At 70.9% G+C, this 24,991-nt stretch carries 27 protein-coding genes and 1 pseudogene; 15 read left to right on the top strand and 13 right to left on the bottom strand.

Annotation, left to right across the window (positions count from 1 at the left end; genetic code table 11):
* Positions 1–73: 73 nt before the first annotated feature.
* Positions 74–625: an alpha/beta hydrolase gene (locus tag AB0I66_RS07105; protein ID WP_363206744.1), complete on the bottom strand. Its 552-nt coding sequence runs from the start codon at positions 623–625 to the stop codon at positions 74–76.
* A 324-nt stretch (positions 626–949) separates the two neighbouring features.
* Between AB0I66_RS07105 and AB0I66_RS07100 the strand changes: the two genes are divergently transcribed.
* Both AB0I66_RS07100 and AB0I66_RS07095 read left to right on the top strand, forming a co-directional pair.
* Positions 950–1,357: a YciI family protein gene (locus AB0I66_RS07100; RefSeq protein WP_363207827.1), complete on the top strand. Its 408-nt coding sequence runs from the start codon at positions 950–952 to the stop codon at positions 1,355–1,357.
* 8 nt (positions 1,358–1,365) lie between these two features.
* On the top strand, positions 1,366–2,547 hold the full coding sequence (locus AB0I66_RS07095) for a DUF6596 domain-containing protein (RefSeq protein WP_363206743.1): 1,182 nt from the start codon (positions 1,366–1,368) through the stop codon (positions 2,545–2,547).
* Here the strand turns inward: AB0I66_RS07095 and ligD (AB0I66_RS07090) are convergent.
* A complete protein-coding gene (gene ligD / locus AB0I66_RS07090; RefSeq protein WP_363206742.1) occupies positions 2,531–3,535 on the bottom strand; it encodes a non-homologous end-joining DNA ligase in 1,005 nt (334 codons plus the stop codon). The two genes, AB0I66_RS07095 and ligD (AB0I66_RS07090), sit on opposite strands and share 17 nt — an antisense overlap.
* A complete protein-coding gene (locus AB0I66_RS07085) occupies positions 3,532–4,215 on the bottom strand; it encodes a DNA polymerase ligase N-terminal domain-containing protein (RefSeq protein WP_363206741.1) in 684 nt (227 codons plus the stop codon). The genes ligD (AB0I66_RS07090) and AB0I66_RS07085 overlap by 4 nt, the downstream gene beginning before the upstream one ends.
* 296 nt (positions 4,216–4,511) lie before the next feature.
* On the opposite strand from AB0I66_RS07085, the gene AB0I66_RS07080 reads away from it, so the two are divergent.
* From AB0I66_RS07080 to AB0I66_RS07070, 3 genes and pseudogenes are all read left to right on the top strand, one after another.
* Positions 4,512–5,393, top strand: coding sequence for an SDR family oxidoreductase (locus AB0I66_RS07080; RefSeq protein WP_363206740.1), 882 nt, complete (start codon positions 4,512–4,514; stop codon positions 5,391–5,393).
* 55 nt (positions 5,394–5,448) lie between these two features.
* Positions 5,449–6,360: a non-homologous end-joining DNA ligase gene (gene ligD, locus AB0I66_RS07075; RefSeq protein ID WP_363206739.1), complete on the top strand. Its 912-nt coding sequence runs from the start codon at positions 5,449–5,451 to the stop codon at positions 6,358–6,360.
* A 43-nt stretch (positions 6,361–6,403) separates the two neighbouring features.
* A pseudogene (locus AB0I66_RS07070) lies at positions 6,404–6,463 on the top strand (hypothetical protein); the annotation flags it as partial.
* Between the two features lie 109 nt (positions 6,464–6,572).
* On the opposite strand, the gene AB0I66_RS07065 reads toward AB0I66_RS07070, so the two are convergent.
* Positions 6,573–7,373: a VOC family protein gene (locus tag AB0I66_RS07065; RefSeq protein ID WP_363206738.1), complete on the bottom strand. Its 801-nt coding sequence runs from the start codon at positions 7,371–7,373 to the stop codon at positions 6,573–6,575.
* Positions 7,374–7,652: 279 nt separating this feature from the next.
* Between AB0I66_RS07065 and AB0I66_RS07060 the strand changes: the two genes are divergently transcribed.
* On the top strand, positions 7,653–7,898 hold the full coding sequence (locus AB0I66_RS07060; protein WP_363206737.1) for a DUF6479 family protein: 246 nt from the start codon (positions 7,653–7,655) through the stop codon (positions 7,896–7,898).
* Between the two features lie 117 nt (positions 7,899–8,015).
* Positions 8,016–9,053 (top strand): Gfo/Idh/MocA family oxidoreductase, encoded by a 1,038-nt coding sequence (locus AB0I66_RS07055; protein ID WP_363206736.1) that lies wholly within the window; start codon positions 8,016–8,018, stop codon positions 9,051–9,053.
* Between the two features lie 102 nt (positions 9,054–9,155).
* On the opposite strand, the gene AB0I66_RS07050 is transcribed toward AB0I66_RS07055, so the two are convergent.
* The gene (locus AB0I66_RS07050; protein ID WP_363206735.1) at positions 9,156–10,112 is read right to left on the bottom strand and encodes an NADP-dependent oxidoreductase; all 957 of its coding nucleotides are present in this window, start codon (positions 10,110–10,112) and stop codon (positions 9,156–9,158) included.
* A 78-nt stretch (positions 10,113–10,190) separates the two neighbouring features.
* On the opposite strand from AB0I66_RS07050, the gene AB0I66_RS07045 reads away from it, so the two are divergent.
* Positions 10,191–11,168, top strand: coding sequence for a helix-turn-helix domain-containing protein (locus tag AB0I66_RS07045; RefSeq protein WP_363207826.1), 978 nt, complete (start codon positions 10,191–10,193; stop codon positions 11,166–11,168).
* Positions 11,169–11,423: 255 nt separating this feature from the next.
* On the opposite strand, the gene AB0I66_RS07040 is transcribed toward AB0I66_RS07045, so the two are convergent.
* The 3 genes from AB0I66_RS07040 to AB0I66_RS07030 form a co-directional block, all read right to left on the bottom strand.
* On the bottom strand, positions 11,424–12,062 hold the full coding sequence (locus AB0I66_RS07040) for a disulfide bond formation protein B (RefSeq protein WP_363206734.1): 639 nt from the start codon (positions 12,060–12,062) through the stop codon (positions 11,424–11,426).
* Positions 12,062–12,226, bottom strand: a complete 165-nt coding sequence (locus tag AB0I66_RS07035; RefSeq protein WP_363206733.1) for a DUF5993 family protein — start codon at positions 12,224–12,226, stop codon at positions 12,062–12,064. Before AB0I66_RS07035 ends, AB0I66_RS07040 begins: the two co-directional genes overlap by 1 nt.
* Positions 12,227–12,329: 103 nt before the next feature.
* Entirely contained in the window at positions 12,330–12,749 is a 420-nt protein-coding gene (locus tag AB0I66_RS07030) for a hemerythrin domain-containing protein (RefSeq protein ID WP_363206732.1), read from the bottom strand.
* 275 nt (positions 12,750–13,024) lie between these two features.
* On the opposite strand from AB0I66_RS07030, the gene AB0I66_RS07025 reads away from it, so the two are divergent.
* The gene (locus AB0I66_RS07025; RefSeq protein ID WP_363206731.1) at positions 13,025–14,215 is read left to right on the top strand and encodes a hypothetical protein; all 1,191 of its coding nucleotides are present in this window, start codon (positions 13,025–13,027) and stop codon (positions 14,213–14,215) included.
* Between the two features lie 24 nt (positions 14,216–14,239).
* Here AB0I66_RS07025 and AB0I66_RS07020 read toward each other — a convergent pair whose 3' ends face one another.
* Positions 14,240–14,851: a dihydrofolate reductase family protein gene (locus AB0I66_RS07020; RefSeq protein WP_363206730.1), complete on the bottom strand. Its 612-nt coding sequence runs from the start codon at positions 14,849–14,851 to the stop codon at positions 14,240–14,242.
* Positions 14,852–15,124: 273 nt separating this feature from the next.
* On the opposite strand from AB0I66_RS07020, the gene AB0I66_RS07015 reads away from it, so the two are divergent.
* Both AB0I66_RS07015 and AB0I66_RS07010 read left to right on the top strand, forming a co-directional pair.
* Positions 15,125–16,276: a hypothetical protein gene (locus tag AB0I66_RS07015; protein ID WP_363206729.1), complete on the top strand. Its 1,152-nt coding sequence runs from the start codon at positions 15,125–15,127 to the stop codon at positions 16,274–16,276.
* Positions 16,277–16,364: 88 nt separating this feature from the next.
* Positions 16,365–16,709 carry a DUF664 domain-containing protein gene (locus AB0I66_RS07010; RefSeq protein WP_363207825.1) on the top strand — a complete coding sequence of 115 codons (345 nt, stop codon included), beginning with the start codon at positions 16,365–16,367 and terminating at the stop codon, positions 16,707–16,709.
* Here the strand turns inward: AB0I66_RS07010 and AB0I66_RS07005 are convergent.
* Positions 16,600–17,646: a YafY family protein gene (locus AB0I66_RS07005; protein ID WP_363206728.1), complete on the bottom strand. Its 1,047-nt coding sequence runs from the start codon at positions 17,644–17,646 to the stop codon at positions 16,600–16,602. The genes AB0I66_RS07010 and AB0I66_RS07005 overlap by 110 nt on opposite strands.
* Positions 17,647–17,748: 102 nt before the next feature.
* Here AB0I66_RS07005 and AB0I66_RS07000 point away from each other — a divergent pair, with 102 nt between their 5' ends.
* The 4 genes from AB0I66_RS07000 to AB0I66_RS06985 all read left to right on the top strand — a co-directional run bounded on the left by AB0I66_RS07000 (position 17,749) and on the right by AB0I66_RS06985 (position 20,775).
* On the top strand, positions 17,749–18,324 hold the full coding sequence (locus AB0I66_RS07000) for a DinB family protein (RefSeq protein ID WP_363206727.1): 576 nt from the start codon (positions 17,749–17,751) through the stop codon (positions 18,322–18,324).
* A gap of 34 nt (positions 18,325–18,358) precedes the next feature.
* Positions 18,359–19,462, top strand: coding sequence for a winged helix DNA-binding domain-containing protein (locus AB0I66_RS06995; protein WP_363206726.1), 1,104 nt, complete (start codon positions 18,359–18,361; stop codon positions 19,460–19,462).
* Positions 19,463–19,635: 173 nt separating this feature from the next.
* The gene (locus AB0I66_RS06990) at positions 19,636–20,043 is read left to right on the top strand and encodes a RidA family protein (protein ID WP_363206725.1); all 408 of its coding nucleotides are present in this window, start codon (positions 19,636–19,638) and stop codon (positions 20,041–20,043) included.
* A gap of 78 nt (positions 20,044–20,121) precedes the next feature.
* On the top strand, positions 20,122–20,775 hold the full coding sequence (locus AB0I66_RS06985; RefSeq protein ID WP_363206724.1) for a hypothetical protein: 654 nt from the start codon (positions 20,122–20,124) through the stop codon (positions 20,773–20,775).
* On the opposite strand, the gene glgB is transcribed toward AB0I66_RS06985, so the two are convergent.
* The 3 genes from glgB to AB0I66_RS06970 form a co-directional block, all read right to left on the bottom strand.
* Positions 20,711–23,023 (bottom strand): 1,4-alpha-glucan branching protein GlgB, encoded by a 2,313-nt coding sequence (gene glgB, locus AB0I66_RS06980; protein ID WP_363206723.1) that lies wholly within the window; start codon positions 23,021–23,023, stop codon positions 20,711–20,713. The genes AB0I66_RS06985 and glgB overlap by 65 nt on opposite strands.
* A 61-nt stretch (positions 23,024–23,084) precedes the next feature.
* A complete protein-coding gene (locus AB0I66_RS06975) occupies positions 23,085–24,431 on the bottom strand; it encodes a maltokinase (RefSeq protein ID WP_363206722.1) in 1,347 nt (448 codons plus the stop codon).
* A 14-nt stretch (positions 24,432–24,445) separates the two neighbouring features.
* A partial coding sequence (locus tag AB0I66_RS06970; RefSeq protein WP_363206721.1) for an alpha-glucosidase C-terminal domain-containing protein occupies positions 24,446–24,991 on the bottom strand: 546 nt, incomplete at its 5' end.

The raw sequence follows: 24,991 nt of genomic DNA, 5'->3' as shown, positions 1-24,991 counted from the left end.
AGTTCGTCGGCCCAGACCTCGCGCCGACGCACGTCAGCGCCGGCGAGCGCCGCCCACGCCGAGTCGAGCTGCCTCACGCCCGCCCCGGCGAGGGCACCGCATGCGCGACCGCGTGCGCCGTCTGGCGCCCGAGGGCCGACACGGCGGGCTCGTTCGCCGGCACGCAGTGCCCCGCGGTGGGGTCGTACACGCAGCCGAGCACCCCGGCGTGGTTGGTGACCGGCTCGGACAACCGGGAGTCCCAGCCGTGGGAGAGCAGCGCTTCGTGCAGCTCGCGCGAGGATTCGACGGGGACGGCCTCATCGGCGGTGCCGTGCACGAGCCGGACCGGTATCGGTGCCACCGCCCGGTCCACTGCCTGAAGGGGCACGATGCCCGTGGTCCGTGCCGGGCGCCGATAGCCGCCCGCGATGCCCACCACCGCGGCGGGCGGCGGCCCGTCGAACTCCTTCGGCTGGAGGGCGACACCCATCGCGGCGCCGGCGCCCGCCGACCATCCCGCGAGGATCAACCGGCTTGCGCCGAAGCCGGGTTGGCGGGCGTGTTCGTGGGCGTACCGCAAGGAGTCGACGAGATGTTCCTGTCCGCCGTCGGGCTGGTCCGAGCGCCAGTCCGGGACAAGCACGGTGGGCCCGAGCCCGGCTATCCCGGGCCAGTACCGCCATCACGTGCCGCTCATCGGGCCCCGTCCCGTGCCACAGCAGCACACACCGGTCGTCCTGCTGTCCGGAGGAGTAGACGTCGAGCAGTTTGCTGCCGCCGCCGGTGGCATAGGGCACCGTCCGGGTGGTGATCGTCAAGTCCGTTCCTCCAGGCCGGGCGGGGTCGCGGGGCGAACCAGCCCTCGTATCCGAAAAAAGTCGCACGAGGATGTCGAGAACTCCTGACCGGCTCCGTCCCCGTGGTGAACGTGACCACAATGGGTCGCATCAGCACCGAGGAGAACATCATGGCCAAGTACCTGCTGCTCAAGCACTACCGTGGCGCTCCGGCTGCGGTCAACGACGTTCCGATGGGGCAGTGGACGCCCGAGGAGATCTCGGCGCACGTGCAGTACATGAACGACTTCGCGGCGCGGCTCGAGGAGAGCGGTGAGTTCGTCGACAGTCAGGCGCTCGCCCCCGAGGGAAGCTTCGTCCGGTATGACGGTGAGGGCCGGCCGCCGGTCACCGACGGCCCCTTCGCCGAGACCAAGGACCTCATCGCCGGCTGGATGGTGATCGACGTAGACAGCCACGACCGTGCCCTCGAACTGGCCGGGGAACTGTCGGCGGCCCCCGGCGCGGGCGGCAAGCCGATCCACGAGTGGCTCGAGGTCCGCCCGTTCCTGGGCGCGCAGCACACCGTCACGGAGTGAACCCGGACATGGACGAAGGGTACGAGGTCCGGCTCCGAAGCCTCACGCCGAGCGTGATCGGCATTCTCGTCCGCCGCGGAGCCGACTTCGCGGCGGCCGAGGACGCCGTGCAGGACGCCTTGGTCGAGGCGGTCCGCGTCTGGCCCGCCGATCAGCCCCGGGACCCCAAGGGCTGGCTGGTCACCGTGGCCTGGCGCAAGTTCCTCGACGCGACGCGCGCGGACACCGCACGCCGCAGACGTGAGGACCGCGTCGACGAGGAACCGGCTCCCGGACCCGCCCCTTCCGTGGACGACACGCTGCAGCTCTACTTCCTGTGCGCCCACCCGTCGCTGACACCGTCCTCGGCGGTCGCGCTCACCCTGCGTGCCGTCGGCGGTCTCACCACCCGGCAGATCGCCCAGGCCTATCTGGTGCCAGAGGCGACCATGGCGCAACGCATCAGCCGCGCCAAGCGGACTGTTTCCGACGTGCGGCTCGACAAGGCCGGCGACGTCGCCACCGTGCTGCGTGTCCTCTACCTGGTCTTCAACGAGGGCTACTCCGGTGACGTCGACCTCGTCGCCGAGGCCATCCGGCTCACCCGGCAGCTCGCGGCCGCGATCGACGCCCGCCACCTCTACCACGGCGAGGTGGCGGGCCTGCTCGCCCTCATGCTGATCCACCACGCCCGGCGCGACGCCCGGACCGCCCCCGACGGCAGCCTGGTGCCGCTCGCCGAGCAGGACCGCGGCCGGTGGGACACCGAGGCGATCGCCGAGGGCATCGGGATCCTGCACGCGGCACTCGCCCGCGACCGCCTCGGCGAGTTCCAGGCGCAGGCCGCCATCGCGGCACTCCACGCCGACGCGCCCACCGCCGAGGAGACCGACTGGGTGCAGATCGTCGAGTGGTACGACGAACTGGCGAGCCTGACCGACAACCCGGTCGTCCTGCTCAACCGCGCGGTGGCCGTCGGCGAGGCCGACGGAGCGCGCGCCGGCCTGGCGGCGCTCGCACCCCTCGACGACACACTGCCCCGCCACGCCGCGGTGGCGGCGTACCTCCATGAGCGGGACGGCGACCTGGCGACGGCGGCAGATCTGTACGCCGAGGCGGCCCGCAAGGCGCCCAACTTGCCCGAGCGCGACCATCTGACGCGTCAGGCCGCGCGGCTCAACGCGATGCTCAAGATCAGGCCTGCTCCCTGACGACATCGGCCGGGTTCTTGTCGTCCCGCAGTCCCTGATAGCGGGGGTGGCGCAGCATGCCGTCGCGCGTCCATTCGGTGAAGGCGACCTGAGCCACCAGACGTGGCTGTGCCCAGTGCGCGGTCCGTTCCGCCACCGGATCGACGAACGGCGAGCCCGGCAGCCGCAGTTCGTCGAGTTGCCGGCGCAGGGACAGGAGCGTACGCCGGTCGAAACCGGTGCCGACCTTGCCCGCGTAGCGCAGCCGTTTACCTTCGTGGTAGCCGATGAGCAGTGCGCCGATGCCTTCTCTGCTGCCCGTGGGCTCGGTGAAGCCGCCCACCACGAATTCCTGGCCCCGGGAGCACTTCAGCTTGAGCCAGTCGCCCGAGCGGCGCGCCTGGTAGGTGCTTTCGGCCCGTTTGGCGATGAGGCCCTCCCAGCCGCGGCGGCACGCGTCGGCCAAAAGTTCGGGCCCGCCTTCGTTGCGATGCGTGCTGAAACGCAGCGGGGCCGTGAACGTGATCGAGCGTCGCAGCAAGGACTTACGGGTGCGCAGCGGCAGCCGCCGTACGTCCCTGCCGTCCAGGCGCAGCAGGTCGAAGACGTAGTAGGTGACCGCGACCTTGCTCGCCGCGACGTCGGCGGGCCGGGTGAGTCCCATGCGCTGCTGCAGCCGTCCGAAGTCGGTCCTGCCGTGGGAGTAGGCGACGATCTCGCCGTCGAGCGTGAAGTCCTCGGTGTCCTGTCCCGCGAGGGCCTCGATGATCTCCGGGTACGTGGCGTCGAGCCGTCGCCCGGACCGGGACCGGAGTGTCACCTTGCCGTTCTCGCGCACCGCGAGTGCCCGGATGCCGTCCAGCTTCCGCTCGAAGATCCAGCCGTCCGGAAAGTTCCGCAGGTCGGTGAGGGTCGCCAGCATCGGGGAAGCGGCCAGTTCGACGCCGGGCCTTGCCTCGCGGACGCGGCCGTCAAGGCCCGGCGGCAGGCCGTCGAGCAGGCCGGTCATACCTGCTCACCGCTGTCGGAGTGCCAGGTGGGCGCGTCCGGTGCCTCGGCGACCTGGCGCAGCGTACGGCCGCTGCGTGCTGACCGCGCCCGCCGTGGGTCGGGGGTTCCGCCGCCCGAGCGGTGCCCGGTCCGCACGAGCAGCCAGGTCGGTTTTGCCGCGGAGCCTCCGCTCTTCTCCTCGCGGCCGTGGAAGCGGGTGAGCGCGTACTGCCCGCGCAGCTTCTCGCCGTGCAGATCGAAGGTGGCGTGGCCCTTTTCCAGGGCTTCGCCGAAGGGCACCGGCCGGTGGCGCTTGTCGTGGCTGGTGGGCCGGTAGGTGCCGCGGTCCCAGACGATGACGGTGCCGCCGCCGTACTCGCCGGAGGGGATCACCCCTTCGAAGTCCCGGTACTCCAGGGGATGGTCCTCGGTGGGGATGGCGAGCCGCTTGTCGTGCGGGTCGGTGGAGGGCCCTTTGGGGACCGACCAGGACTTCAGCACGCCGTCGACCTCCAGGCGGAAGTCGAAGTGCATCGTGCTCGCGTCGTGGATCTGCACCACGAAGGTGGGCTCATCGGCCGCGTCCGTCTTCGGGTCCGCCGCGGCCGCGTCCCGCGCCGAGGGCTCGCCGCTCGGCTCGCTCGTCCTGTCGAAGTGCCGCTTGCCGCGGTAGGTCCGCAGACCGTCCTTCTCGCTCACGGCGGGCCCCTTCCGTCGGGTCGCTGATCCGTTCGGGCATGGGTTGGCTCGGCCCCGGCCAGGTTATGCACCCCCGTTCCCACCCGCACGGCGAGTGCTCCCCGGTCGTCGGTCCTGTGGCCCCGGTCGGCGTTCTGTGCGCACTTGTATGTGTGGGACCGCGGCCCGCGGGACACCCGATGCACGGATGGCTTGCGTTCGCGCAGGTCGTACACCGTGAGCGGTGTCAGGCGTTCGCGCCTCCGAGAGGTGCGGAGCAAGCTGGGATGAGTGGATCCGAGGAAGGAAGAGCACCCATGGGTGACACCCCGCAGGACCCGACGACGAAGCACCCGCAGCCCGAGTTCGCCTCGCAGGACCAGGAGCCGCCGGGCTGGACCGGCCCGATGGACCCGCCCCCGGACCACGGCGAGGAGTCCTACCAGGGGAGCGGACTGCTGCGGAACCGGGCAGCGGTCGTGACCGGCGGCGACTCCGGCATCGGCCGGGCCGTGGCCCTGGCCTACGCACGCGAGGGTGCCGACGTCCTGTTCACCTATCTGCCCTCGGAGGCGGAGGACGCCCAGGAGACGGTGCGGCTCGTCGAGAAGGCCGGGCGGCGCGGTCTGGCCGTGCCGTGCGACATCCGCGAGGAGGAGCAGTGCCGCCGCCTCGTGGAACGCGCGGTGGCGGAGTTCGGGCGCATCGACGTGCTGGTCAACAACGCGGCCTATCAGATGTCCCAGCCCGACGGCATCACGGAGATCTCCACGGAGCAGTTCGATCGCGTCGTACGCACGAATCTCTACGGCATGTTCTGGCTGTGCAAGATGGCCGTGCCGCACATCCCGTCGGGCGGATCCATCATCAACACCACGTCGGTGCAGGCCTACAAGCCCAGCCCCCACCTGCTCGACTACGCCATGACCAAGGGCGCCATCGTCACCTTCACCCAGGGCCTCGCGCAGATGCTGGTCGAGGACGGGATCCGCGTCAACGCCGTCGCTCCTGGCCCCGTGTGGACGCCGCTGATCCCGGCCACGTTGCCCGACACCAAGGAGTTCGGCAAGCAGGCCCCCATCGGACGTCCCGCCCAGCCCGCCGAGATGGCACCCGCCTATGTGTTCCTGGCATCGGAGCAGGCGAGCTTCATCACCGCCGAGATCATGAACGCCACCGGAGGCACGCCGCTGCCGTGACCCGGCCGGGGGAGCGAGAGGACCGCGGAAGCATCGGTGCGAAGGAGGCGGTGACGTGAGCCCCACAGTTGAGCTGCAGGTCGGACGGCGCAAGGTCGAGGTCAAGCGAGCCGAGAAGGAGCTCTTCCCGCAGGACGGCATCACCAAGGCCGACCTCGCCGAGCACTATCGGCGTGTGGCACCGCGCATGCTGCCCGAGCTGCGCGGCAGGCCCCTGATGCTGGAGCGGATGCCGGACGGGATCGACGGCGACCGCTTCTACCAGAAGGAGGTCTCCGACTACTTCCCCGACTGGATCCAGCGCGCCACGGTGGCCAAGGAGGGCGGCAAGGTCACGCATGTCGTCTGTGAGGACACGGCGACGCTCGTCTATCTCGCGGGCCAGGCCTGCATCACCCCCCATCGCTGGCTGAGCCGGGCCGACCGGCCTCGGTGCCCCGACCGCCTGGTCTTCGACCTCGACCCGCCCGGCGACGACTTCGAACCCGTGCGGAGGGCCGCCCACCATCTGCGCGAGCTGCTCGAAGAGCTCGACCTGCCGTCGGGCCTGATGACCACCGGCTCACGCGGTCTGCACGTCGTCGTGCCGCTGAACCGGCGCGACGACGCCGACGACGTGCTCGCGTTCTCCCGCGCCGCCGCCGAGACCCTGGCCGCGCGGCATGACAAGGAGCTGACGGCCGAACCCCGCAAGGACGCGCGCAAGGGTCGGCTGTACCTCGATGTCGCGCGCAACGGCTACGCCCAGACCGTGGTCGCCCCGTTCGCCGTCCGGTCCAGGCCCGGCGCCCCCGTCGCCGTGCCGCTGGGCTGGGACGAACTGGACACACCGGGGCTGAGCGCCCGCCGCTGGACGGTGGCCGACCTCGGGGACCGCCTCGACAAGGACCCCTGGGCCGGACTCGCCCGCCGCGCGCGCGGCGTGAGCGCAGCCGCCAAGCGGCTGCGAGGACGCACACAGGCATAGCGACACCCTCGCAAGAGACCCGCGGGGCCGAGCGCCACCGCTACTGGAGGAGACGGGCATCGTCGATGAAGTCGCCCCGGGCGTCACCGAACTGGCGGCCGGTGACCGTGTGATGATGCCGCTCACCCTCTCCCGCGGGCAGTGCGCGCATCACATGGCGCTCGAAGAGGGCCCCAACGCCCCAAGGCGTGCCAGGTGTTCCAGGGGGGAGTTCACCGTGCCGGTTTGGAGTTCACCACGAAGTGCGCCCCGTCGGGGTCGCTCAGGAGAGCCTCCGTGGCTCCTTGCGCGCCGTGCAGCACGCTGCCGCCGTGGGCGCGCGCGGCCCGGACGCAGGCGTCCACGTCGTCGACCGTGAAGTGGATCTGCCAGTGGGGCCGGATCTCCGGATCGGGCGCTGATTCCACCGCGCCCGAGTGGATGCGGGCCACGGTGTCGCCCTGGCTGCGCAGCACGACCCGTTCGTCCTCGTAGTGGACCTCGCAGCATCCCGATGAGGAGGACGCCCAGCCGAGGACCTCCGCGTAGAAGATGGCCGCGTCGAAGGCGTCCCGGGTGTAGAGCTCCACGAAGACCGGGGCCGCGCGGCGCCACGCCTCCCAGTCGGACACCAGCTCGCCCTCCCAGATGCCGAAGACGGCTCCTTCGCGGTCGGCGAGCAGCGCCGCCCGGCCCGGAGGGAACGAGATGGGCCCCACCGCGGTCGTCCCGCCACGCTCCTGGCTGCGGGCCACGGTCTCGTTCGCGTCGGACGCGGCGAAGAAGGGGGTCCAGGCCACGGCCGCCTGCCCGACGGCCTCGACGGCGGACACTCCCGCCACCGGGACTCCGTTCACGCTCGCGAACCTGTACTGGTCGCCCAGCTTGCCGACGCGCCAGTCCCACCCCAGCACGGCGTGGTAGAAGGCCTGCGCGGTCTCCAGATCCCGCGTGGTCAGGCTGACCCAACAGGGTGCGCCGAACACCGAGCTGCTGGGTACGTTGCGGCTTGCGGATGCCTTTTGGCTGCTCATCTTTTTGTACCGTTCCGAGGTCGAAGGGCGCCCCACCCTCTTCGGGCTACTGGCGCCCGACCCTGTGCGGCCGGGAGGCGACCCGCATCGGCGGCCCGCGCCCGTGATCCCTGTCGGCTCCATCATCCCCAGAGAGGGCCCGCACGTCGCGCCAGGCACCCGGGCCAATGCCCTCACATGGATGACGGTGAACGGGGAACCCGGGCCGAGAGCGCGGTGTCGGCACGCATCAGGCGACTGGCGGGCGCGTTTTCTCACCAGATGGGGTACATGAGTGATATGCGCACTCACAGCTATACCGTTCTGGCCGTCGAGGGCGGCGGCTCGCTGATCTTCATCATCGTCGGCGTCGCCGTGGTCATCGGTCTGCTCGCCATGTTCATCAGCGGGCGGCGCCGCGCGGCCCGCCGCACCGAGCCCACCACCCCCGCCCACAACGTCGATCCCCCCAGCGGCGAAGCCCAGCGCGGCACCACCTGGCAGACCCCCGACGACGACCCCGACCAGGGGCATCCGCACCCCTGACCGTCGGGGCGGGGCGGTGAACCGGGGTCTGGCGTCGACGGTGTGACGCGAGGGAGGGTTCTCTCGCCGGAGACGAGTGCGGGAGAGCCCGCCACCAGGAGGGGAGACACCACCGTCATGCCATCTCAACGAGGACTCGGTGTGGCCGTCATCGGCACCGGGAAAATGGGCGCGGATCATGTGCGTCGGCTCCACGACGTCATCAGCGGGGCACGGGTGGCGGCCGTCGCCGACATCGAGGCGGAACGGGCGAAGTCCCTGGCCGCCACGATCGACGGCTGTACGGCCTATACGGATCCGGTGGCCGCGATGGCCTCGGGGGAGGTGGACGCCGTACTCATCGCCTCTCCCGGTCCTGCCCACGAGGCGGCCCTGGTCGAGGCGCTCAAGCAGGACCTGCCGGTGTTGTGCGAGAAGCCGATGACTCCGGACACGGCCTCCTCCCTGCGGATCCTGGAGGCGGAGCAGCGGCTCGGGCACCGGCGCATCCAGGTGGGCTTCATGCGGCGCTACGACTCCGAGTACGTGAAGCTCAAGGCGATGCTCGACGGGGGCGAGTTGGGCCGGGCGCTGATGCTGCACCAACGCCACCGCAACCTGGCCATGCCGCCCGGGTTCACCGACGACATGCTCATCACCAGTTCGGTCGCCCATGAGGTGGACGCGACCCGCTGGCTGCTCGACCAGGAGATCGTGGCGATCACCGTGCACAAGGCGGCGCCTTCGTCGCTCGCCCCGGCCGGCATGAACGACCCGCAGCTCGTCCTGTTCGAGACCGCGGCGGGCGCGCTCGTCGACGTCGAGATCTTCGGCCACTGCGGCTACGGCTACCAGGTCCAGGCCGAGGCGGTCTGCGAGCGGGGAACCGTGCGGATCGGGGAGGAGCAAGGGCCCCGGGTGAGCGTGGACGGCCGGTGGGGAGGCCACGTGCCCCCGGACTACGTCGAGCGTTTCGAGGACGCGTACGACCGTGAGGTGCAGGCATGGGTGGACGCCACCAGCAGGGGTGAGGTCACCGGACCGAGTGCCTGGGACGGCTATGCGGCCGCGGCGGTGTGCGAGGCGGGAGTGGTGTCCCAGCGGGAGGGCGGCCGCGTGGAGGTGGAGCTGGTCGAACGGCCCGACTTCTACGGGCGGGCCGTTCGGCAGGACTGAACGGCAAGGGCGGCAAGGCGGGGTGGGCGGCACCGATCCGGTGCCGCCCACCCCGCCTTCGTCCCGATGCCGATGGCTTCGTGCCGTGGCGATCAGATGTGCCTACGGGCGGACGGTGAGCACCAGCTTCCCCGTGACGCGACCCGTCTCGCCCTCCGCGTGTGCCTTGGCGGCCTCGGAGAGCGGGTACGTCTGCGACACGTGGACCCGCAGTTGCCCGGACTCGGCGAGCGCGGCGACGGCCTTCATGCCCGCCTGGTCGTGCTCCACGAGCATGTCCGTGGCGCGTACGCCCAACTCGGCGGCACGCTCGGCCACTTCACCGAAGTTGCCGGGCAGGATCGACACCAGGATGCCGCCCGGGCGCAGCACCTCCAGGGAGCGCAGCCGGTCCTCGCCGCCCAGCGGGTCGAGGACGACGTCGATGTCGCGGGCCTCCTTGACGAAGTCGGCGGTGCGGTAGTCGATGACCTCGTCCGCGCCCAGGCCGCGCACGAAGTCGTGCTTGGCGGCCGAGGCCGTGCCGATGACGTGGGCGCCGCGGGCCTTGGCGATCTGCACCGCCGCGTGGCCCACGCCGCCGGCCGCCGCGTGCACCAGCACCCGCTGGCCCGCCTCTACCTGCGCGTTGTCGACCAGGGCCTGCCAGGCGGTCAGCGAGACCAGCGGCAGGGCGCCCGCCTCGATGTGGCTCAAGCCCGCGGGCCTGGGCACGAAGGCGCGGGTGGGGCCGGTCACGTACTCGGCGTGCGAACCGGCCCCGTACGGGTACGGCAGCATGCCGAACACCTCGTCGCCCGGCTCGAACAGCGAGACGCCGATGCCGACCGCCTCGACGACGCCCGACACGTCCCAGCCGAGTGTGAACGGCGGCTGTCCGAGGAACGCGCCGAACCTGCGGTGCTTCCAGTCGGTCGGGTTCACGCCCGCCGCGTGCACGGCGACGAGGATCTGGCCGACTCCGGGCTCGGGGCGGGCCACCTCGATCTCCTTGAGTACGTCGGGCTCGCCCAGGGCGTCCTGGCTGATGGCCTTCATGGTCACGGTGTCGTTGGTCATGACTCCAGCCTGCGGCAAGGGCCTGACCTGGGCAATGGCAAGATTGCCAGTAAGCGATAGAATCGTGCCATGGCTTCGATGGACTTTCTTCCTGGTCGCCCGCACCGCGTGGTCGTGCTCGCCCTCGACGGCGTCTACCCCTTCGAGCTCGGCATCCCGAACAGGGTCTTCCCGCTGGTCCCCGGGGCTTACGAAGTGGTGACCTGCACGGCGACGGACGACCGAACGGTGGCCACCGACGCCGACTTCAGCATCACCGTCGGGCACGGCCCCGAGGCGCTGGCGAGCGCCGACACGGTGGTGCTGCCGCCGTACTCCCTGCGGCACATCACCGCCGAGCTGGCGGAGCCGGTGCGCGACGCGCTGTCGCGGATCAGGCCGGGCACGCGCTTCGTCTCCATCTGTACGGGGGCCTTCACGCTCGCCGCGGCCGGGCTCCTCGACGGACGGCCCGCGACGACGCACTGGGCGCTCGCGGACCATTTCCGGAAGATGTTTCCCGGCGTCGACCTGGACCCCGACGTTCTGTTCGTCGATGACGGCGACATTCTCACCTCGGCGGGGGCCGCTTCCGGGGTCGACGTGTGCCTGCACGTGGTGCGCTCCGATCACGGCAGCGCGGTCGCCAACCGGGTCGCCCGGCACTGTGTCGTACCCCCGTGGCGGGAGGGCGGCCAGGCCCAGTACATCGAGCAGCCGATCCCGGACGAGGGCGCCACCGGTACCGCCGCCACCCGCGCCTGGGCCCTGGAGCACCTCGACCGGCCGCTGGCCCTGCGAGAGCTGGCCACGCACGCCCGGCTGAGCCCGCGCACCTTCGCCCGCCGCTTCCAGGAGGAGACGGGCACGAGCCCCGGCCGGTGGCTGATCCAGCAGCGGGTGCACCGGGCCCGGCACCTGCTGGAGTCCAGTGACCTGCCGGTCGACCGGATCGCCGCGGAGGTGGGCTTCGCCACCGGCACATCGTTGCGGCAGCATCTGCACGCGGCGATCGGGGTGTCGCCGCAGGTATACCGAAAGACGTTCCAGGCGGGAGCGGTCACTGGCGGTGCATAGGCCCTGACCAGCACTGATGGGCGCCCATCCACGCTCCGGGACAAGCGCCGCGCTCGCGACCAGGAGCGCAGCAAGCAGCAGCCCCGCAGGCAGGACGAGCAGACCGACGTCGAGAGGGTCGAGGAGCACCGACGCCCCGAGCGCGGCAAGCCGGGCGGCGACATGGACTTCTAGGCCCAGGGCCTGGACGCGGCGCCTCAATGGAACCCCGAGGGGTTCAGTGAGGCGCCGCGATCATGTTCACCTTCGCTTGCGTCAGCTCTTGAGCCCCACGTCGTAGAAGAAGCGGTAGCGGTTTGGGTCGTCCGGCAGGAACCAGTGGAAGCCCTCCAGGAGGAAGACCGCGACCAGATTCACCGCGATCACCAGCGCGAGGAAGCCGAGCACGACCCGGCCCGCCATCCCATGGACCCCTGAGACGGGCACCGTGGTGGCGGCCGTGGTGTGCGCGAAGGACATCACGACGCCGATCGCCACCACCGAGGCCATGAAGAGGATCCAGGCCCACACGTACATGTGCAGACCGAGCACGGGGGAGCCGTAACCCTTGTCGCCCGGCAGGATGTGCAGCATCGTCTGGCGCCAGGACGTGAAGGCGCCGCACATCACGGCGACCAGAGCCAGCCCCCAGCCCGTCATGTAGTCGCGGCCCGTGATCGTGCCGGTCATGCCCCGGCGCACGATGTACGCCGCCCCCAGCGCGGCGAGGAGCATGAACATGCGCTGCACCATGCACAGCGGACACGGGTAGTCCCAGGAGATGAACTGCACGCCGAGCCCGCCGCAGACCACGCCGGTCCAGCCGACGGCGAAGAAACAGGCGAACCAGTACTGGGCCCTGCCGAGCACGTGGTAGCGCTCGGTGCCCGGCAACGGGGTCGTCAGCGTGCTCATCAGTAGCTCAGCCCCAGCTTGAGGCCGCTGGTGATGTGGTGCGCGAGGAGGACGATCGTGAGCACGAGCATGATCCACCAGGCGCCGAGCATCATGGCTCGTGACCGCTGCCGGTGAAGCGCGTACAGGGTGGCCAGAAGGCCGCCGAAGATGAGGGTGTCCATGGCCGCGGAAGCTATCCGGGGCGCCGGCCCGACGGCCGCAGGACGGCGGGGACGCGCCACCGGTCCACGGGAAGGGACCAACCCGCCTCGCCTCCTGCGAGGCTCAGGCGGGGTGCGCCGCACGCCAGGCCGCCATGGAGAGGTTCCACTCCTCGCCGTCCAGTGCGGTGAGCGAGGCCGGGAACAGGCCGTCCTCCTCCTTGGCGATGTGCCGGTGCAGCTCGTCGACGGCTTCGACGAGAGTGCGTACGTCGTCGGGATCGGACAGGTCGAGAGCGGGCAACAGGGCTGCCAGCTCGCGGTGTTCGAGCTCAAGGTTCGCGATGTAGTCCGCGTACTCGGGATCTTTGCGCATCACCGCGAACAGCCCGTTCTCCTCACCGCGCCAGTGCGTCTCCAGCTCGCGGGCCATTCCATCCAAGAGTGCGCGCGCCCGCTCGGTGTCCCCCCGCTCCAGAGCACGGACCGCGTCCCCCGCGGCATCGGTGACGCGCTCGTGCTCGGCGATGAACTCCTTGATCAAAGGAATCTCCCGACAACCGCAGTAGTGGCACATGGCCTGTTTCTAGGCGAGACCCGGCCCTGAGGCCGGGACGCCACGCGCGTGCCGGGCAACTAGTGTCGCGCCATGGGGCGGGTCGGGTGGGGCAGGCGTGTTGGTGGGGTGTCGGCGGCTGGTTGACCGACTGGGTGACGGGCTGACAGTGCTCGGGGACCGACCAGATACGCTGCCCGCTCGCTGAAGTGGGACTAGGGGGAGCGATCATTAGCGGCGTGGTGGGGATCAGGGGCAGGAGCATGGCGGTCGGCGTCGTGCTGGGCGTCGTGTTCGGGGCCGTGGGGTGTGGGGCGGAGGCCGAGCCCGGTGAGTCCCGGGGTGCCGGCACCGCCGGGAAGGACGACCGGCCCAAGGGCTCCCTCACCTGGGAGTTCGAGCACATCGCGGACTTCAGTGGCGAGCTCTCCGATGTCGCTGTCCTGGACGAGGACGACATCTGGGCCGTCGGGAGCGAGAACAACGGCCGGGCCAACGCCCACCTGTTGCATTACGACGGCTCGAAGTGGAAGCGCGAACCCCTCCCCGAAGCCCTCGGCGACAGCGTCTACCCGCCGCTGCTCGAAGAGGCAGCGGAAAAAGAGCTCTGGCTGCGGCCGCAGGCCTCGGAGGATGCCTCCGCCGTGAGCCGCTGGGCCAAGTGGGACGGCAGTCGCTGGTCAGCGATGGCCGGCCCCCCGCCGGGCAACCCGGGGGAGCTCGACGCCTCGGGCCCGGACGACATCTGGGCCCTCTCAGGCGAGCGGACCGCCCAGCACTGGGACGGCACCCGCTGGGTCGCGACCCAGCTGCCGTACGAGGCGTCCGACCTCGCCGTGGTGGGACCCGACGACGTCTGGGCGGTCGGCAGCCGCTCGACGGGGCCAGGCACCCAGCTGGGGAGTTCCGGCGAGGGGTACAGCCAGCCCGCGTCGATGCACTGGGACGGCACCTCCTGGAAGGCGGTGGAGACTCCGGAGTTCCGCTTCGAGGAGCCGCTCCCGCCGGAGCCCGGCGCCGGCCTCAGCCAAGTCTTCGCGCTGGACAGCGGTGAGGTGCGCGCGTACGGCATCAACTCCTTCAACCACGGCGAGGTCGAGAACGAACCCGCGGAGCAGTACATCCGGCTGCGCTGGGACGGCTCGAAATGGACCGAACAGGAGGCCGCACCCGGCGGATGCGAGCTGCGGACCCCGGTGGGTCAGGACGACAAGGGCCTGTTCCTCGACGGCAACTGGTACATGACCGAGGACGGCCGGTGCGTGAAGATCAAGCGCCACCGCCTGCCGCTGTCGACGGGAGCCCGCAAGGAGTCCAGCCAGTCACTGTGGCTGAAGGAGATCCACCGGGTGCCGGGCACCGGCGAGTGGCTCGGCGCCGGGCACGTCCAGGTCAACCAGTCCGGCGACCCCTTCGGCGCCCCCGTCGTCGTACGCCTCAAGCGAGCCGGCTGACCCGAGCGAGCGGCGCCGGGAGGGCTACGCGTCGGCCCCGTACGTCCCGTACTCCGGTCGTCCCGTCGCCTCGTAGACCTGAATCGCCAGTCCGCCCGGCGTCGTCTCGTTGCTCAGGAGCCGCAGACCGACCGGCGCGCCGCCGTCCGGCAGCAGGCGGCGGCCCGTGCCCACGACCACGGGCGCGACGGCCAGGCGCAGTTCATCGACCAGGCCCGCGGCCAGCAGGGACTGGCCGAGGCGCCCGCTGCCGTGGATCTGCAGCTCGCGGCCGGGCTGCCGCTTCAGCTCGGCGACCTGGGCGGGGATGTCGCCGGACAGGATCGTGGTCGGGTCCCACTCGGCCGAGGTCAGGCTGTGGGAGGCCACGTACTTCGGCAGCCCGTTCAAGAGGGCGGCCGACGGGTGCTCGGTCATCTTCGGCCAGTCCCGCGCGAAGTTCAGATACGTACGGCGGCCGAAGAGGAACGCGTCGGCCTGACCGAGCCACGTACCCGCCAGCCGTTCGAACTCCTCGTCGAGATGCGGCACGAACCAGCCGCCCCTGGTGAACCCGTCACTGGTGTCCTCGTCCGGCGCCCCCGGACCCTGGTAGACGCCGTCGAGCGACAGGAACTCCTGCAGTACCAACCTCATCGCGCACCACTTTCGTGATCGGGGACCGTCTGTCTTTCTCCCCCTTCAGACAGCGTGCCGCACTGAGACTCATCGGTCCGGGCGACGCCGTTCTGATGTTCCCGGAGGCCCCGCTGTTCCCGCCCCTGTTTGACCCGCGATGGCGGGATCGGAGCGGCTTGACGCCTTACGTACGGTCCGTCCGGCGTGACGCGGCCGCGGGCGGGGTCCCGCTTCCCCTTTGAGGTTCAAGGTCCATACTGGTCGGGCCCCGATCACTCACAGAACGACTTTATGGCCAAGAAAAGCAGCTCCTCGACCACCGTCCCCGACACCGCGTGGCTGGGGCGCGGGCGCCACCTCGGGCCCGAGCCCGAGCAGGATGTCCGGCGCAACCTGATCGCCCTCAAGGCGGCCGGGGTGCTCGACGACTTCCTGGACCTCGACCCCGTCGACGCGGCCCGCTCCACCGTCCTGCACCCGCGGGACGAGTCCGCCGACCTCGGCCCCTCGGCCCGCCGCCTCTTCGAGGCCCGCTGGCAGGTGGCCGACGACGTCACGGTGCGCGCGCAGCTGACCCTGTACGACGCCGAAAGCCGCCGCAAGGAAGGCGAGGGCGTCACCTGGGTCCTCGCCGCCGAGGCGGAGGCGGTGTGGGACATGCACTGGCCGTCGCCCGCCCTCATGTTCTGGCCCGACAGCGACCGGGTCGCCTGGGACCACGACACGGTGCCTGGCGTGCGCCTGCGGACGGCGAACCACCTGCCGAAGGACGACGACGAACTGCGCCACCGGCTGCGTGACTGCACCCGGCAGAGCTGGTTCATCCATCTCGTGGTGCATGAGGCGATGACGCCGGACGCCATCGGAGAGCGCCCGCTCTCCGTGTTTCTGCCGCCGAGCCTGCGGCATCAGGTGGTCGAACACCGGGGCACGCCGGAACAGGCGCAGATCGCCGACTTCGCGATGAAGCGGGAGCTGAGCGTGCGGATGCCGCGCGGCGGCGCCGTCGTGCTGCCCACGGCGCCGCCCACCCCGGACTACGACGCGGAGCGCTTCACGGTGCGCAGCGTGTTCCTGGACGGCTCGGAACCGACCGAACTCCTCGACAGGATCAAGGAGTTCGCGGCGCTTCCGCGACCGCTGAGCGCCGAGGCCGAGCAGGCCCTGACCCGGCTGCGCCAGGGCTGGCACCTGCTCACCCCGGACGAGGAGCTGACCCACGCCCAGGGCATGGTCACCAGGTATGCCGAGGCCCTCGAGGCCATGACGACCTCCCGCGACCTGTACCAGCAGGCGGCCGAGGCGGCGCAGGCCGCGCTGGCCGAGCTGACCGGCGGCGACGGCGTGCCCCGGCCTTCCGCTTCCGGTCACGACAAGGCGGACGGCTCACCTCTGAGCGCCTTGACGAAGGCGTTCGGCCGCTTCCGCGACCCGAACAAGTAGGCGGCGGGGGACGCGGGGACGTGGGCCCTCGCGCTCGCCGGCCTCGACGACGCGGAGTTGCGGTGACCCATGACGCCGTCGGGCGCGGATCTGCGGGTGGAGCCGCACGAGACCACGGCCGACATCGTGGCGTACGTACTACGCCCGGGCGCGGGCCGCCGCCGACGAGGCGATCGCCGAGGTCGGCATCGAGGACCTGGGCACGACGCCCTTCGGTGCGAACCCCTCGTTGCGCTGGGTGCTCATCCACATGATCGAGGAGACGGCCCGGCGCGCGGGCCACATGGACATCGTGCGCGAACTCATCGACGCGCCACCGGCGATCACCCTGTCGGCTGAGCCTGACCGCCGGACGCGGGGCGGTCTTCGCAACTGGGCGTCGGGGAGGCCGCGTTGCCGTAGCGGTGCGCCAAGTGGGCGAAGGCGGCCTTGAGTTCGATGGGGCCTATGACCTCGATGTCGGCGTCGTATCTGCCGATGGCGGCGGCCAAGGCGACCCATGACCACGAGCCGAGGACGAGTCGGCAGCGGTCGGGGCCGAGTTCTTCGACGACTCCCTCACGGCTGTAGCGGGACACCTCGGCCGCGGGCAGGTCCAGGATCACCTCGCCGCGGCAGGGCCAGTCCCCCGAGCCGTCGAAGCCCTGGAACCTGGCGGCGACGAAGGCCGCCACCTCGCCGCCGGGCACCTCGCGCGGCGTGAAGCGGGGGCCCGTGGGAGTGCGCGGGGTGATCCGGTCGGCGCGGAAGGTGCGCCAGTCCTCGCGGTCGAGGTCCCAGGCGACGAGATACCAGCGCGAGCCCCAGGTGACGAGGTGGTGGGGCTCCACCCGGCGCGGAGGGGGCCCGGTGCGGTCGGTTCCGGTGGCTCCGGGCGGGGACACGGGGGCGTAGTCGAAACGCAGTACCTCGCGGGCGTGCACGGCGGCGCTGAGCGCCACGAGCACGTGGCCGGCCACCGGGGGGTTCGGCGGGACGGACGGCCGCTCGACGGCGGTCACCTGGAGGGTGTCGATGCGGCGACGCAGCCGGGCGGGCATGACCTGGCGGACCGTGGTCAGCGCACGCGCCGCGGCCTCCTCGATGCCGGCGCCGGAAGTGGTGGCGATCTGGAGGGCAACGGCGAGGGCCACGGCCTGCTCGTCGTCGAACAGCAGCGGCGGCAGGTCCGCGCCCGCGTCAAGGCGGTAGCCCCCGTCGGGTCCCTTGACGGCCGCGACGGGGTAGCCGAGCTCGCGCAGGCGGTCGACGTCCCGGCGTACGGTGCGCGGGCTGATGCCAAGACGCTCCGCCAGCAGCGCCCCTGGCCAGTCCCGCCGCGCCTGGAGCAGAGAGAGCAGCGCGAGCAGTCGCCCCGAGGTTTTCGGCATGTCTCCATGGTGCCCCGAGAAGCGGACACAACCTGACCGCTTCTCTTGCGAGGGTCGTGCTTGCCAGACAACGAGCACCACCGACCGGAAGGCGCGACCACAGTGACCACCACCCCCAGTACCCCCACTCTCGACGCCGAGCGCACCGACCTGCTCGCCGGACTCGCCCACGCGCGATCCGCCCTGATCAACACGGTGCGTGAGCTCAGCGACGAGCAAGCGGGCCGACAGCCGACCGTCAGCGCGCTGTGCCTCGGCGGGCTCGTCAAGCATGTCGCGTCCATCGAGGAGGGCTGGCTGCGCTTCGTCCTCGACGGCCCGTCGGCCATGCGCTACGACCTGCCCGACGGTGTCACCTGGGAGGACCTCGCCGCCGGTACCGCCCGCGAGTTCCCGCAGTGGGCGATCGACCACCAGAACGGCTTCCGGATGCTTCCCGGCGAAACGTTGGCCGGGATCGTCGCGCGCTACGAGGAAGTCGCCGCCCGCAGCGAGGAGATCATCGCCTCCGTGCCCGACCTCTCGGTGACGCACCCGCTGCCGGAAGCCCCCTGGCACGAGCCGGGAGCCGTACGCAGCGTGCGCAGGGTGCTGATGCATGTCATCGCCGAGACCGCCCAGCACGCCGGGCACGCGGACATCCTCCGTGAGACGCTCGACGGTCGGACGTCGAGTTGAGCGTGATCGTCAAACCCGCCGCAGGAGGCATCCGATGACCGTTCTCGACACCAGAGCGCTCAACCGCGCGACGCTCGCCCGGCAACTGCTGCTGGAGCGGGCCGACGTACCGGTCCTCGACGCGGTCGCGCACCTCGGCGGTCTGCAGGCGCAGGAGCCGCAGGAGCCGTTCTTCGGCCTCTGGTCGCGGCTGCGGGCGTTCGACCCGGCGGAGCTCTCCGATCACCTCGTACGGCGGCGCGTGGTGCGCACCCACCTCATGCGCCGCACCGTCCACCTGGTCACCGCCGACGACGCCCTGGCCTGGCGCGCCCGCCACGAGGCGATGCTGCGTCAACGGGTGCTCGGCGTCTACCGGGGCGAGCTCGAAGGGGTGGACCTCGATGAGCTCGCGGCAGCGGGCCGGGCGGTCATGGCCGACGGGGAGCCGCGCTCCATGACCCAGCTCGCGCGTGCCCTCGCCGAGCGCTGGCCGCAGCCGGGGCCGCGGGCGCTGGGGGAGATGCTGATGGCCGTCGTACCCATGGTGCAGTTGCCGCCGCGGGGGCTGTGGCGGACGAAGGCCGGAGTACGCAACGTCCCGCTGTCGGCCTGGCTGGAGCGCGAGGTCGCCCCGCTGTCCCCGGACGGCTCCGACCCCGTGGGCCAGGCGCTGCTGCGCCGCTACCTGGCGGCCTTCGGACCCGCCGCGTCGGCCGACCTGCGCGCCTGGTGCGGTCTTGCCGGTCTGCCCAAAGCCGTGGCCGCGCTGCGCGAGGAGCTGATCACCTTCAGGGACGAGCGGGGCCGGGAGCTGCTCGACCTGCCCGACGCACCGCGCCCGGACCCCGAAACGCCTGCCCCCGTGCGGTTCTTGCCCGCCTTCGACAACGCGATCCTCGGTTACCAGGACCGCACCCGCATCATCGACGACGCCCACCGTGGTCTGTCCGTCGCCGGAGCGCGCGTCGTCCTGGTGGACGGCCGGGTCGCCGCCACCTGGACGGTGGAGGCGGACACCGTGACGGTCGTCCCGCTGGGCCGCTTCTCACGCGCCGAGCGCACCGCGGTCACCGAGGAGGGCCAGGCGCTGGCGGCGTTCCTCTCCGACAAGGCGAGCGACCGCGTACGGATCTCGGCCTCGGGTCCACCGCAGTGAGTCAGGCGGCGCGGACTCCATGGTCACCAAAGGGTTCCTCAGTCACCGGAAAGTGCGTTCTTCCACGTCAGCGCACGCTCTCCTAGGGTTCTCAAGTAACCACCGGAGAGCGAGGATGCCTTGCCCCGGTGGCACCAATTCCCCATGTTCTTAAGACGAGGAGCGAGCACATCATGGCCATCACTCTGGTGAATCCCGACGGGTTGCCGAAGATCGACGCCTACCATCAGGTGTCCGTCGCGACGGGGTCGAAGCTGGTGTTCCTCGCCGGGCAGGTCGCCTGGGACGCCGAGGGAGTCACGGTCGGCGAGGACGACCTCGCCGCCCAGGTCGAGCAGTGCTATCTGAACGTCGCCACCGCCCTCGCCGGAGTCGGTGCCTCCTTCGACGACGTGGCGAAGCTGACCGTGTACGTCGTCGACTGGACCCCCGACAAGATGCCCCTCTTCCTTGAGGGTGCGGCCAGGGCCGCCGCGAAGTTGGGGATCACGCCGGTGCCGCCGGGCACCTTGATCGGCGTGGCGGCCCTGGACGTCCCCGCTCACCTGGTGGAGGTCGAGGCCACCGCGGTCATCGACTGAACCACCGGCCGGGACTTCGGCCGAAACACCCGCTGAACTAGGGTGATCGGTGCGAGTTCCCAGTGAGGAGAAGAGCTGTTGACGACCTTCCGGCAGCACATGACGGAGATGGCGGACCGCGTCCTGGCGGAGTTTCCGCAGGAGCTGACCGGCGAGATCTACGCGGTCACGTTCCGGATCGACAGCGTCGACCAGGACCCGAGGTTCCCGTACCTGGCGATCGGCTACAACACCGAGACCGACGTGGCCCGGGAGTTCGTGCAGGGGGGCGGGACGGAGCCGTGGGAGAGTCGCTGGCACTACGCCTACTTCGGGCCCTCGGGGCTGGACGGCATCCGCGTCATCGGCCACGATTCCGCACATGATCCCGTCGGCGCCGAGCTGCACCGGGCCGAGTCGGTGGCCCAGGACCTCTGGTACGAGGACGAGGACGACGACGAGGATGACGGCGAAGGCGACGACGGCCTCACCGAGCAGGAGGAGGACGAGCGCGGCGAGGCGCTCGCCGAACAGTTCCACGAGCTCTGCGTCGACCTCGCGCGCGGCCTGCACGCCGACGGCCGGCTCGTCGCCGTCCTCGGACGGCCCGTGCCCGTGATCCTCTACGACATGTTCGACCGCGACGCGATGTTCGCCCTGACCCGTGCCGCGAACCCGCCCGAGCTGGTCACGGAGTTCCTGAGCGAGGATCCGCAGGAGCAGGACCCGCAGGGGCAGGACCCGCAGGGCTAGCCGCGACCGGTCGCAGCCAGAGGGCCGTCAGGGGTGGGAGCGTCAGGCTGATGGACGCGGCGAAGCCGTGGCCCGCTTCGGGTTCCTGCGGAAGCGGGGCGTTCTCGATGCCGCTGCCGCCGTAGCGTGAGGCGTCGGTGTTGAGGATCTCCTCCCAGGCCTCGCCCGCCTCGGGGGGTACACCGAGCCGGTAGTCGTGGCGCACCACCGGCGAGAAGTTGAAGACGGCAAGCAGCGGGCTGCCGTCGGAGGCGTGGCGCAGGAAGGCGAGGACATTGTCCTCGGCGGCGTCGGCGGTGATCCAGCGGAAGCCGGACGGTGAGGTGTCCTGCTCCCACAGGGACGGTGCCGTGAGGTAGTGCTGGTTCAGGTCGGCCACGAGGTGCTGGATCGCGCGGTGTTCCAGGTGGGCGGGGTTGTTCTCCTCCAGGACCCACCACTGGGGGCCCTCGGCCTCCGACCACTCGGCGCCTTGTGCGAACTCCTGCCCCATGAACAGGAGTTGCTTGCCGGGATGCGCCCACATATAGGCCAGGTAGGCGCGGTGGTTGGCGCGCTGCTGCCACCAGTCGCCGGGCATCTTCGACACCAGTGCCTGCTTGCCGTGCACGACCTCGTCGTGTGAGAGCGGCAGGACGTAGTTCTCGCTGTAGGCGTACACCATCGAGAACGTCATCTCGTCGTGGTGGTACTTGCGGTGCACGGGTTCATGGGCGATGTAGGCCAGGGAGTCATGGGACCAGCCCATGTTCCACTTGAGTCCGAAGCCCAGGCCCCCCAGTCCGGCCGCCGAGGGGTGGTCCGTGGGCCGGGTGACCCCGTCCCACGCGGTCGATTCCTCGGCGATGGTGACGACGCCCGGGCAGCGGCGGTAGACGGTGGCGTTCATCTCCTGGAGGAAGGCCACGGCGTCCAGGTTCTCGCGTCCGCCGTGGGCGTTGGGTGACCAGCCGCCCTCCTCGCGGGAGTAGTCCAGGTAGAGCATGGAGGCGACGGCGTCGACGCGCAGGCCGTCGATATGGAACTCCTGGCACCAGTAAGTGGCGTTGGCGACGAGGAAGTTGCGTACTTCCTTGCGGCCGTAGTCGAAGACCAGGGTGCCCCAGTCGGGGTGCTCGGCCTGCCGCGGGTCCTGCGGCTCGTAGAGGGGTAGGCCGTCGAACGCGGCCAGCGCCCACTCGTCGCGGGGGAAGTGGCCGGGGACCCAGTCAAGGAGGACGCCGATGCCCGCCTGGTGCAGCGTGTCGACGAGGTACTTGAAGTCGTCGGGCGTGCCGAGGCGGGCCGTGGGGGCGTAGAAGCCGGTGACCTGGTAGCCCCACGAGCCCCCGAAGGGGTGCTCGGCCACCGGCATCAGCTCGACGTGGGTGAAGCCCAACATCCGTACATAGTCGGTGAGTTCCACCGCCAGCTCGCGGTAGGTGGCGCCGGGCTTCCACGAGCCGAGGTGGACCTCGTACACGGACAGGGGAGCCGCGTGGACCGGACGGTCGGCCCGGTGCTCCATCCAGTGGGCGTCGCCCCACACGTGGTGGCTGCTCGTGACCACGGAGGCCGTCGCCGGAGGGGTCTGCGTGGCGCGCGCCATCGGGTCGGCGCGCTGCGTCCGGGAGCCGTCCGCCCGGGTGATCTCGAACTTGTACATCGCCCCTTCACCCAGGCCGGGCACGAAGAGCTCCCAGATGCCCGATGACCCGAGGGACCGCATGGGCAGCGCGGTTCCGTCCCAGTGGTTGAAGTCGCCGCAGACGCGCACCCCGACCGCGTTCGGGGCCCACACGGCGAAGCGCGTGCCCCGCACTCCCTGGTGCTCGCTCACGTGTGCGCCGAGTGCCGTCCAGAGCTCCTCGTGGCGGCCCTCGGAAATGAGATGCAGGTCCAGTTCGCCCAGGGTGGGAAGGAACCCGTACGGGTCCACCGCCTCCACGACGGCTTCGGGGTAGCGCACCCGCAGCGTGTGGGGGACGGCCGGCTGCATCGGGATGCCGCCCGAGAACAGGCCGTCCCCTTCGTCGTGCAGCTCCCAGACCACGCCGTCAAGGACCGCACAGACAGCCTGCGCGCCGGGCCGCAGGCAGCGCAGGTGTACGCCATGGGGCACGGGATGCGCACCCAGGACCGCGTGCGGGTCGTGATGTGCGCCGCGCAACAGCCGGGCCCGGTCCTCGGCGGCCAGTGGGGGCAGCGCGCTTGCCCCGCGGACGGCTGCTGCGGCGGTGGCGGCTGGGGACACCTCGGTGACGGACATATGTACTGCTCCTCGAACCCGACGGAAGAACCGTGGCGGGCGATCAGTGGTGGGGGGGCGATCAGTGGTGACGGGCGAGCCGGGCGACGGCCCGGAGGGGGACGGTGATCCAGTCGGGGCGGTGCGTGGCCTCGTAGAGAACCTCGTAGACGGCCCGGTCCGCCTCGTGTGCGTGCAGCAAGACCGGGATGTCCTGCGGATCGAAGAGGCCCGTCGCGCCGTATCCGTCGCAGAACGCGGTGCGGCAGCGTGCGGCCCATTCCGGGCGTGCCGCCTTCTCGACGTGGGCGGCGTAGTCGAAGGAGCGCAGCATGCCGGCGATGTCGTGGATCGGGGAGCGGTCGGCGCGCCGTTCCGCCAGGGGTTTGGCGGGCTCGCCCTCGAAGTCGACGACATGCCACCGGTTGTCGGCCTGCAGCACCTGCCCCAGATGGAGGTCGCCGTGGATGCGCTGCAGGTGCAGACCGCCGTCCGTCGCGGCGAGCCTGATGAAGACCTCCCGCAGGCCGGACACGTGCGAGCGCAGGGCAGGCACACTGGCCGCCGCCTGCAGGAGCCGGTGGGTCATCTGGTCGGCCAGCCGCGTGTGATGGTCCGCGGTGGGCTCGGCCACCGGGAACGACTCGGCCAGCGCCACGTGCAACTCGCCTGTCAGGCAGCCCAGTTCGTGGGCCTGTTCGGAGAAGTCGCCGTGGGCGACGGCCGATTGCATGGCCAGGGTCCAGCCGTCCGTCGCTCCGGGCAGAAAGCGCTGCACGACGCCCAGGGTGCCCCAGAAGGGCTGGGAGGTGTGGAACCAGGCGACAGGCTCCGGGACCCGGGTGTATCCGTGCCGGGCCAGCACCCCCGGGATCTCCAGGTCGGGGTTGATGCCGGGCTGGATGCGGCGGAACAGCTTCAGGATGATCTCGTCGCCGTACACGATGGACGTGTTGGACTGCTCGACGTCCAGGACACGCGGCATGAGGCCCGCCGGGACCGCCGAGCGGGGGAACGACTCGAAGCGCAGGTCCCCCATGACGCCGCCGCGCCGGATCCGGTCGAGGAGCAGGATCGTGGCGCGCGGGTCGTAGAGCGCGTCGTAGACCCACAGATCCTGGCCCTGGGAGCCCTCCATCCGGCCCAGGAGGCAGCCTTTCAGGCGGGGCGGCAGGTCGGTGACGGCGCCGAGCAGCAGTTGGTAGCAGGCGGTTTCCTGCGGGAGTCCGGTCTGTTCGACCCGCACCAGCAGGTGAAAGACGTCGGGGGTCAGCTCCGTCGCGGCCGTCACGGAGACGCCGGTGACGGCACGCTCCCGGTGGGCGAACCATCTTTGCCGTGGCAGCCAGCGACTCAGCAGGGTCGTCAGCGTGGGGCCGGCGAGCGGATGAGGCTTGGTGCCGTACGACAGCAGCAGGGGCGAAGACATGACGTCACGTCCGATCACTTTGTGGAACGCACGGTCCTAGGCGCTCTTTCGCAGAGTCGGAACCAGTAGGAGCCGTGCCCGGCGAGGGTCAGGAGATAGGGAAGTTCGCCGATGGCGGGGAAGCGGACGCCGCCCATGAGCTCGACGGGGTGGCGGCCGTCGTAGGCCCGCAGGTCGAGCTCGGTGGGCTGCGCGAAGCGGGAGAAGTTGTGCACGCACAGGACCAGGTCGTCCTTGTACTCACGCAGGAAGGCGAGGACGGCGGCGTTGGAGGAGGCGAGCTCGATGTAGGAGCCGAGTCCGAAGGCGGGGTTCTGTTTGCGGATCTCGATCATCCTGCGGGTCCAGTGCAGGAGTGAGGAGGGGGATGACATGGATGCTTCGACGTTGGTGACCTGGTAGCCGTAGACCGGGTCCATGATCGCGGGGAGGTAGAGGCGTCCGGGGTCGCAGGAGGAGAAGCCGGCGTTGCGGTCGGGCGTCCACTGCATGGGCGTGCGGACGGCGTCGCGGTCGCCGAGCCAGATGTTGTCGCCCATGCCGATCTCGTCGCCGTAGTA

It is taken from the genome of Streptomyces sp. NPDC050439, from assembly GCF_040655335.1.
Lineage (GTDB): Bacteria > Actinomycetota > Actinomycetes > Streptomycetales > Streptomycetaceae > Streptomyces.
Note: the sequence above shows the minus strand (reverse complement) of the source record. Positions and strands in the feature narration are given on the sequence as shown.